General features: G+C 66.8%; 10 protein-coding genes. All 10 read right to left on the reverse strand.

From position 1 onward, the window contains the following. Window positions 1-254 precede the first annotated feature (254 nt). Window positions 255-977: a glutathione S-transferase family protein gene (locus AC1DK4_RS04760; RefSeq protein WP_477116976.1), complete on the reverse strand. Its 723-nt coding sequence runs from the start codon at window positions 975-977 to the stop codon at window positions 255-257. Next, on the reverse strand, window positions 974-1,393 hold the full coding sequence (locus AC1DK4_RS04765; protein WP_477116975.1) for a YchJ family metal-binding protein: 420 nt from the start codon (window positions 1,391-1,393) through the stop codon (window positions 974-976). Before AC1DK4_RS04765 ends, AC1DK4_RS04760 begins: the two co-directional genes overlap by 4 nt. Next, window positions 1,390-2,079 carry an HAD family hydrolase gene (locus AC1DK4_RS04770; protein WP_441650195.1) on the reverse strand — a complete coding sequence of 230 codons (690 nt, stop codon included), beginning with the start codon at window positions 2,077-2,079 and terminating at the stop codon, window positions 1,390-1,392. The genes AC1DK4_RS04765 and AC1DK4_RS04770 overlap by 4 nt, the downstream gene beginning before the upstream one ends. Next, a complete protein-coding gene (locus tag AC1DK4_RS04775; RefSeq protein WP_477131415.1) occupies window positions 2,076-2,759 on the reverse strand; it encodes a DsbA family protein in 684 nt (227 codons plus the stop codon). The genes AC1DK4_RS04770 and AC1DK4_RS04775 overlap by 4 nt, the downstream gene beginning before the upstream one ends. 124 nt (window positions 2,760-2,883) lie before the next feature. After that, on the reverse strand, window positions 2,884-4,014 hold the full coding sequence (locus AC1DK4_RS04780; RefSeq protein WP_441650193.1) for an acyl-CoA dehydrogenase family protein: 1,131 nt from the start codon (window positions 4,012-4,014) through the stop codon (window positions 2,884-2,886). Window positions 4,015-4,089: 75 nt separating this feature from the next. Continuing rightward, window positions 4,090-4,770, reverse strand: coding sequence for an SDR family oxidoreductase (locus AC1DK4_RS04785; protein WP_441617396.1), 681 nt, complete (start codon window positions 4,768-4,770; stop codon window positions 4,090-4,092). A gap of 83 nt (window positions 4,771-4,853) precedes the next feature. Next, a complete protein-coding gene (locus AC1DK4_RS04790) occupies window positions 4,854-6,050 on the reverse strand; it encodes an acetyl-CoA C-acetyltransferase (protein ID WP_441617394.1) in 1,197 nt (398 codons plus the stop codon). An 84-nt stretch (window positions 6,051-6,134) separates the two neighbouring features. After that, window positions 6,135-6,806 carry a carbonate dehydratase gene (gene can, locus AC1DK4_RS04795; RefSeq protein WP_441617392.1) on the reverse strand — a complete coding sequence of 224 codons (672 nt, stop codon included), beginning with the start codon at window positions 6,804-6,806 and terminating at the stop codon, window positions 6,135-6,137. After that, window positions 6,803-8,656: a bifunctional isocitrate dehydrogenase kinase/phosphatase gene (aceK, locus tag AC1DK4_RS04800; RefSeq protein WP_441617390.1), complete on the reverse strand. Its 1,854-nt coding sequence runs from the start codon at window positions 8,654-8,656 to the stop codon at window positions 6,803-6,805. Before aceK ends, can begins: the two co-directional genes overlap by 4 nt. A gap of 131 nt (window positions 8,657-8,787) precedes the next feature. Beyond that, on the reverse strand, window positions 8,788-9,014 hold a 227-nt coding region (locus AC1DK4_RS04805), incomplete at its 5' end, for an acyl-CoA dehydrogenase family protein (protein ID WP_441650184.1).

Here is a 9,014-nt window from a genome sequence, read left to right on the forward strand (position 1 = left end):
GCGGGCGGCACTGGCGTGCGCGTTGGGGAGAGTCATGGTAGGGAGCTCCCCGGTCCCTTGGCAAACATTCCCGGCTTTACACGTTAGCAGCGTGTTGAGCGACGAACCACGAAGAAGGCCATGGCCCCCGGCATCTCGCCGTCAGCATGCGCGTATCTCCACATGCGGTGTGGCCTCGCATGCCCAAACCCCGCTGACCGGGGCCATCGACTGCGCCGACGAATGCGGCTAGAAGGACAGCCCGGGCGCCGGATTCAGCCCCGCCTGTCCAGCGGGTGCCCCGGCAGCAGATCGTACGGATGCTTCCAGCCCGGCAGCGCACGCAGGCGTTCGGTCCAGGCATGGATGCGCGGATACTCCTTGCGCCAGTGCACGCCGATCTCGTCGTCGAAGAACACGTAGCCGGCCAGCGAGAAATCGGCAATGGTCAGACGCTCTCCCAGCACGTACGGTCGCCCGGACAGATGCGCGTCGAGCACGCTCCAGGCGCCTTCGCAGCGCTGGCGCAGGAACTGCAGCACCGCCGGATCCGGCGCCTTGGCAAAGGTGCGCAGGAAGCGGTAGGTGGCGGTGTAGGCGGTGAACTTGTGGTTGTCGAACAGCAGCCAGCGCAATACCTCGGAGCGCTCGACCTCGCTGGCGGGGCCGTATGCATCGAGGCGCTGCGCCAGCAGGTCGAGGATGGCGCCCGACTGCGACAGCCGGCGGCCGTCGAACTCGAGCACGGGCACCTCGCCCATCTCGTTGATGGCACGATACTCCGGCGTATGGGTCTCGCCGTTGAAGTAGTCGACGAAGCGCGGCGTCCACAACTGGCGCCGGCGCTGCACGCCGATGGTCTCCAGCAGCAGGGCCACCTTGTAGGCATTGCCGGATTGCGCGAAACCGTACAGCAGGTATTCGGTCTCATGCGCGGTCTCATGCGCGATTTCATGCGCGGCTGCATTCTTGCTGCTTGCTGCGGCTTTCAATGTCATGGTGTCTCCCCAAGCATGTCGCCATCCAGGTAGAGCCAGCGCGGCGCCTCGCCGGCGGCGCGCGGCTCCAGTACGAAGCGGCTGCGCTCGTGCAGCCGGAAAGCGCGCCCGCCGACCTTGTAGCGCGCGACGAACTCCACCTGCGCGTGCGTCTCGTCCTGCTGCGCGTGCGCCTTGACCGCAAGGCCGAGCCAGCGCGCGCCGGCATCGGCAGCCAGGTCATCCGGGCAGGTCGACGGATGCCAGGTCTGGCGCAGCCAGTTCTCATCGCCCAGCACATAGGCGGCGTAGCGCGAGCGCATCAGCTGCTCGGCATTGGACGGCAAGGCCTCGCCGCGGTGAAAGCGCCCGCAGCAGGCGGCATAGTCGCCGCCGCCGCAGGGACAGGCGCCGGTGCCGGGCGCGCGCGCCTTCATCCGATCAGCCCCGGCAGCTCGCGCATATCCGTGAAGGTGCTGCGCGCGCCGGCCGCCAGCAGCGAGGCGGCATCGTTGCGCGCGGCGTAGCCGAACACCGTCATGCCCGCCGCCACGCCGGCGGTGATGCCGGCCGGGCTGTCCTCGATCACCGCGCAGCGCGACGGCTCCACGTTCATGGTGCGCGCGGCGAGCAGGTACACGTCGGGCGCGGGCTTGCTGCGCTCGACCTCGGTGGACGAGAAGATGTGCTCGCGCTCATCCTGCTGGAACAGTGCCACCAGTCCGGTGCGGCTCAGCTGCAGCTTGACCTTGACGCGGTCCGCGCCGGAGGCCACGCAGATGGGCAGGCCAGCCGCGGCGATGGCGGTGACCGCCTCGCGCACGTGCGGCACGGCCTGCACCTCGGCCTCGAGCACGGCATTGCGCCGCGCCAGCCATTGCGACAGCCAGTTCTTCGGCAGCGGCGCGCCGCGCCTGAGGGCGATATTGTCCAGCTCCTCGCGCACCGCGCGGCCCAGGAACCACCTGGTGGAATCCTCGAGCGAGATCTCGATGCCAAGCTCGTTGAGCATCTGGTTGAGCACGCGGTTGACGATGGGCTCGCTGTCGACGAGCACGCCGTCGCAATCGAAGATCACGCAATCGAAGCGGGGATGGCGGATCGGCTTGATGCTGGCATTCATGYGGGTTTCTTTTCCTTGCTGCTATCTGTGTTGCCGGGTGTGCTTGCGGGGCTGGCGGCCACCGCGCGCAGCTCCGTCGGGCGCCGGCTCTTGAGGAGGGCCTCGATCTGGTCGAACCGGTCGAAGCCCCAGAACGGCGCGCCGTCGATGATGACGAAGGGCGAGCCGAACACGCCCTTGGCCATGGCGACCTCGATCTCGGCCTTGAGCTGGTCCTTGATCTGGAAGCTGCTGGCGCCGGCGTCCATGGCGTGCGCATCGATGCCGAGCGGCTCGGCCAGCTTCACCAGCTCGGCCGGCTCGGCGATATTGATATCGTCCACGAACAGCGCGCGGTAGACCGCCTTGGCGAACGCGGTGGCGATGTCGTCGCCGTGATGGTTCTGCAGCCATAGCATGGCGCGCGCGGCCTGCGTGGTGGGCAGCGGGAAATGCGTCGGGCGCTGGTACTCGATGTCGTGGAAGCGTGCCGTGCGTTCGAAATCCAGCCAGCAGTATTCGCCCTTGAGCGGCACCTGCGGCAGCGGCGCGCTGCCCGTGGTCTTGAACACCACCCCGAGCAGGATCGGGTGCCAGGCCACGATGCGGCCGTATTTCTGCGCCAGCTCGTCGATGCGGGTGCTGGCGAAGTAGCCGTAGGGCGAGGAGAAATCGAAGTAGAAATCGATGGCGGCGCTCATGGTCTCTGGGGGGCTCCTGGGGTCTGGCCGGGGGTCGATGCTGCGATGAATCCGGTGCTTCGGTGCTTCGGTGGTGCGTTGGCTTGTCCCCGGCTTGCCGCCGGCCCGCGGGGGACAAGTGCCGTCAGGATAGCGCGCGCGCGATCAGGATCTTCTGGATATCGCTGGTGCCTTCGTAGATCTGGCAGACGCGCACGTCGCGGTAGATGCGCTCGACCGGGAAATCGCTGACATAGCCATAGCCGCCGAACACCTGGATGGCGGCCGAGCAGACCGCCTCGGCCATCTCGCTGGCATACAGCTTGGCCATGGCGGCCTCCTTCAGGCACGCACGCCCGGCATCCCTGAGCGACGCGGCGTGCCAGACCATCTGGCGCGCCACCTCGATCTTGGTCGCCATCTCGGCCAGGCGGAACTGCACCGCCTGGTGCGCGAACAGCGGCTGGCCGAAGCTCTCGCGTTCCTTGGCGTAGGCCAGCGCCGCCTCGAAGGCGGCGCGCGCCATGCCGATGCTTTGCGAGGCAATGCCGATGCGGCCGCCCTCCAGCCCGGACAGGGCCATCTTGTAGCCGGCGCCCTCTTCGCCGAGCAGGTTGGCCGCCGGCACCCGGCAATCCTCGAACAGGATCTGCGCGGTGTCGGAAGAATGCTGGCCGAGCTTGTCCTCGATGCGCGCGACCACGTAGCCGGGCGTGGTGGTCGGCACCACGAAGGCGCTGATGCCGCGCTTGCCGGCCGCCTTGTCGGTCACCGCCAGCACGATCGCCACGTCGGCGTTCTGGCCGCTGGTGATGAACTGCTTGACGCCGTTGAGCACGTAGTGGTCGCCGTCGCGCACGGCGGCGGTACGCAGCGCGGAGGCGTCCGAGCCGACGTGCGGCTCGGTCAGGCAGAAGGCGCCCAGCATCTCGCCGCGCGCCAGCGGCACCAGCCACTGCTGCTTCTGCGCTTCGCTGGCGAAGGCCATCAACATGCTGCACACGGGGCAGTTGTTGACGCTGATGACGGTGGAGGTGCCGCCGTCGCCGGCCGCGATCTCCTCCAGGATCAGCGCGAGCGAGAGATAGTCCAGCCCGGCGCCGCCATACTGCTCCGGCACCGCCACGCCGTAGGCGCCGAGCGCGGCCAGCTCGCGGTGCACGGCCTTGGGAAAGACCTTGTCGCGGTCCCAGGCGGCGGCGTGCGGCGCGATTTCCTGCTGTGCGAACTGGCGCACGGCGTCGCGGATCATTTCCTGTTCGGGCGTGAGCAGCATGTCAGGTCACTGATGGCGTTGTGGTTGTGGTTGCGGTAAGAAAGGCGGTCGCCTGCGGCGCGGCGGGCGTGGCGCTTACCACGGGATCACGCCGCCGTCGTAGTTGCGGAAGCCGCCGTTGTCGTGCCGTGTCGCGCCGGCGATCACGCGGCGCATGCCGGCAACGCTCTGCTGGGGCGTGATGTCGGCTTCCTTGCCGCCCATGTCGGTCTGCACCCAGCCCGGGTGGAAGGCCAGGCAGGTAGCATGGCGCGCGTCGAGCGAGGCGGCCTTGAGCGCCGCGTTGGCTGCCGCCTTGCTGACGCGGTAGAGCCAACTGCGGTTGCTGTCCATGGCGCCGATGCTGCCCATGCGCGAGGCCAGCACCGCCAGCACGCCGCCCTGCCCCGAGCGGCCGGTCTCGACCATCGGCAACAGCAGGGGCAACGCCATCATCGGTCCCAGCACGTTCACATGCATCACCGCGTCGAAATCCTCGCGCGAGACCGGCTGCGCGCCTTCGGTGCGCGGGCCGATCACGCCGGCGTTGTAGACCGCCACGTCGAAGGATTCGCCGTCGAGCTTCCAGCCCAGTCCGGCAACCTGGCCCGCATCGGTCAGGTCGGCGCGCAGCGCCTCGGCACCGAGCGCTTCGATGGCCGCGATGCCATCGTCGCTGCGCGCCACGGCCAGCACGCGCCAGCCGTCGGCGCGGTACTGCCGCACGAATTCGAGACCGATGCCGCGCGAGGCACCAAGGATGAGAGCGGTAGGCAAGGCGTACTCCTTCTTGTTTGTCGGGTTTCAGGCAGGCGGCCACGCAGCGGCGGGCCGCCACGTTGCCGCCGGTGCGGCGGCGCTCAGACGATTTCCAGGCCCACGGCGGTGGCTTCGCCGCCGCCGATGCACAGGCTGGCCACGCCACGCTTGCCGCCGGTCTTGCGCAGCGCGCCGATCAGCGTGGCCATGATGCGGGCGCCCGAAGCACCGATGGGGTGACCGAGCGCACAGGCGCCACCGTGGATATTGACCCTGTCGTGCGGGATCTTGAGGTCGTGCATGGCGGCCATCGGCACCACCGCGAACGCTTCGTTGATCTCGAACAGGTCGACACTGTCGGTGGTCCAGCCGAGCTTGCGGTAGAGCTTGCCGATGGCCTCCACCGGCGCGGTGGTGAACCAGCCCGGTTCCTGCGCATGCGTGGTGTGACCGAGCAGGCGTGCCAGCGGTTCCAGGCCGAGGCGCTTCGCGGTGGATTCGCGCATCATCACCATCGCCGCGGCGCCGTCGTTGATCGACGAGGACGAGGCGGCGGTAATGGTGCCGTTCTTGGCAAAGGCGGGCTTGAGCGAAGGGATCTTGTCGAGCTTGATGCGGCGCGGGCCTTCGTCGGTGTCGATCACGGTGTCGCCACCGCGGCCCGGCACCGTCACCGCGGCGATCTCCCAGCGGAAATCGCCGCGCTCGGTGGCCTGCTGCGCGCGCCGCACGCTTTCCATGGCGAATTCGTCCTGCGCCGCACGGGTGAAGCCGTACTTGGCCGCGCAGTCCTCGCCGAAGGTACCCATCGAGCGCCCGCCCCCCTTCTCGTCGCGGATATAGGCGTCTTCCAGGCCGTCCAGCATCATGTGGTCGAAGATCATGCCGTGGCCGATGCGGTAGCCACTGCGGCCCTTGGGCACCAGGTAAGGCGCATTGGTCATGCTTTCCATGCCGCCCGCCACCGCGATCTCGAAGGCGCCCGCCACCAGCGCGTCATGCACGGTCATGGCGGCGCGCATGCCGGAGCCGCACATCTTGTTGACCGTGGTGCAGCCCACGCCCATCGTCAGGCCCGCGCCGAGGGCCGCCTGGCGCGCCGGCGCCTGGCCCTGCCCGGCGGGCAGCACGCAGCCGAACACCACTTCCTCGATCTGCTCCGGCGCCAGGCCGGCGCGCTCCACCGCGGCGCGGATGGCGGCCGAGCCGAGTTGCGGCGCGGTCAGCGCGGCGAACTCGCCCTGGAAGGCTGCCATTGGCGTGCGAGCCACGGATACGATGACAACGGGATCTTGCATGGAATGTCTCCAGTGATATTGGCAATGGCGGGCGGCAGGGCCGCCCTGTCTGTTATTCGCTGGTGCTGCGCCGCGTCGCTAGCGTCAGCGGATCGAAGCCTGCGGCGGATCGCCGAACTGGCGGTAGGCTGCGTCGAGCTGCTCGTGCAGTTCGTCGTTGTTGCTGGCGGCCATGCCGAGGTCGCGCAACAGGCCGTCGGACACGCCGTAGACCCAGCCGTGCACGGTGACTTCCTGCCCGCGGCTCCAGGCGTCCTGCAGCACCGTGGTCTGGCATACGTTGCTGACCTGCTCGATCACGTTGAGCTCGCACAGTCGCGTGTGGGCATCTTCCTCGCGGGTGATGGTGCCGAGGTAGGCGCCGTGCTTGTCGGCCACGTCGCGCACATGGCGCAGCCAGTTGTCGGCCAGGCCGATGCGCTGGCGCTTGAGCGCGACCTTCACGCCGCCGCAGCCGTAGTGGCCCACCACGGTGATATGGCGAACCTTGAGCACTTCCACCGCGAACTGGATCACCGACAGCGCGTTGAGGTCGCTGTGGGCAATCACGTTGGCGATATTGCGGTGGACGAACACTTCACCGGGCGCCAGGCCCAGGATCTGGTTGGCCGGCACGCGCGAGTCCGAGCAGCCGATCCACAGGTACTCGGGCGCCTGCTGGTTGGCCAGGCGCATGAAGAAACTGGGATCCTCGGCGTTGACGCGGTCGACCCACTCGCGGTTGTTGCGGAACAGCTGGGCGATGGCATCACTCATGCGACTCTCCTTGCGGGAACGGGTTCGCCAGTGGCGGGCGGCACGTCGCCAGGCAAGGCGCTAGCGTCGGCCGTGCCGTAGCGGTTGATAAAACGCTCTTTGACATCATAGGCATAGAAATCATGGATTTGACCGGCCAGCAGCCGGTCCTTGTGAGCCTGCCACATGGCAGGATCGAAGAAATCTTCGTGGTGACGCAGGAAGGCGGCGCGCACGCGCGGGTCGCCCAGCAGGAAGGTACCGTATGTCTCCGGGAAGATGTCGTGGCGGCCCACGCTGTACCAGGGCTCGCCGGACATCTCTTCTTCTTCGTTGCGCGGCTGCGGCACGCGACGGATATTGATATCCGTCAGGTACTCGATCTCGTCGTAGTCGTAGAACACCACGCGGCCGTGGCGCGTGACGCCGAAGTTCTTGTAGAGCATGTCGCCGGGGAAGATATTGGCGGCGATCAGTTCCTTGATGGCATTGCCGTATTCGACGATGCCATGCTCCACCTGCGCTTCCGTGCCCTCCTGCAGCCAGATATTGAGCGGCGTCATGCGGCGCTCGATGTAGACGTGGCGCACCACGATCTCCTCGCCGCCGTCCTTGCCGCGCTGGTATTCGATCATCGACGGCGCATGCAGCGTGAGCTCGGCCACCAGCGCATCGTCGAAGCGCGACAGCGGGAAGGCCACGTTGGAATACTCGAGCGTGTCGGCCATGCGGCCCACGCGGTCATGCCGCTTGACCAGCTGGTACTTCGACTTGACCAGCTCGCGCGTGGTTTCCTTGGGTGCCGGGTAGTAGTCCTTGATCACCTTGAACACATAGGGATACGAAGGCAGCGTAAACACCAGCATCACCAGGCCCTTGATGCCCGGCGCGCTGATGAACTTGTCCGACGAATGCTGCAGGTGGTGCAGGAAGTCCCGGTAGAACAGGTTCTTGCCCTGCTTCTGCAGCCCCAGCGAGGTATAGATTTCCGCCCGCGGCTTGCGCGGCATGATGTCGCGCAGGAAGGTGACGTAGGCCGAGGGAATCTCCATGTCGACCATGAAGTACGAATGCGTGAAGGAAAACAGGATCAGCAGCTGTTCCTTCTTGAGCAGCACCGTGTCTAGCGAGAGCTTGCCCTCGGGCGTGTGCACGATGGGAATGGCCAGCGGATAAGTACGGTCGGCGTTGAGCACGCGGCCGATGATGAAGGCCGATTTGTTGCGGAAGAACAGCGACGACAGCACATGGACCTGGAAATTCGGCGCGATGCGGAAGTCGCCGAAGTAATCGCTGAGCGCGCGCACCACGTAGTCGATGTCGCGCCGCAGATCCTCGAACGGCAGTTCGAGCTGGAAATTGTGGACGATGCGCTCGAAGCAGGCCGCCATGCCGATGCGGCTGCCCGGGTAATAGGCGCGGAACGTGGGCCGCGTCGGCGACTCCTCGTTCTCGATGTACTCGGTCGAGATGGCCGGGCGCACGAAGATGAAGTCGTTGTTGAAGTACGAGCGGTGCAGGATGCGCGTGCACACCGAGTTGAAGAAGGTCTCGGCCAGCTCGGGCTGGTGATGGTTGGTCAGCAGGCCGATGTAGTGCAGCTTGATCTGCTGCCAGATCTCGTCTTCGATGTTTTCCGCATCGTATTCGTCCTCCAGGATCAGGCTGGTCTCGCGCACGCGTTCGTTATAGAAGGCGATGCGGTCGCGCTGGAGCTGCTGCAGGCCGTGCCAGTCCGCCGCCTCGAAGCTCAGCTTGGCCTGGTGGCTGACTTCGCGGAACAGGCGGTAGTGCTTGTCGAACCCGTCCAGCATGGTGCGGGCCACGTCGTACGCGATCTGCGAGGACAGCAGCTTGGGGAAGTGAGACATGGCACGGGCCGGTGGCGAGGAAGAGACGACGACAAGTTCCGGAGATTGTAAATTGGTTCGGGAAACCGGCGCTGGCTGTTTGGTGCGATGGCCGGCGCAATGCCGGCCCCCGGCCAGGTGTCACGCCGGCATCACATGGTCTCGGCGTACAGTTCGCGCCCGATCAGCATGCGGCGGATCTCCGAGGTGCCGGCGCCGATCTCGTACAACTTGGCGTCGCGCCACAGGCGGCCCACCGGGTATTCGTTGATATAACCGTTGCCGCCCAGGATCTGCACCGATTCGCCGGCCATCCAGGTGGCTTTCTCGGCCGTGTACAGGATCACCGCGGCGCAGTCCTTGCGCACCTGGCGCACGT

The organism is Cupriavidus sp. 05N38 (genome assembly GCF_056397345.1).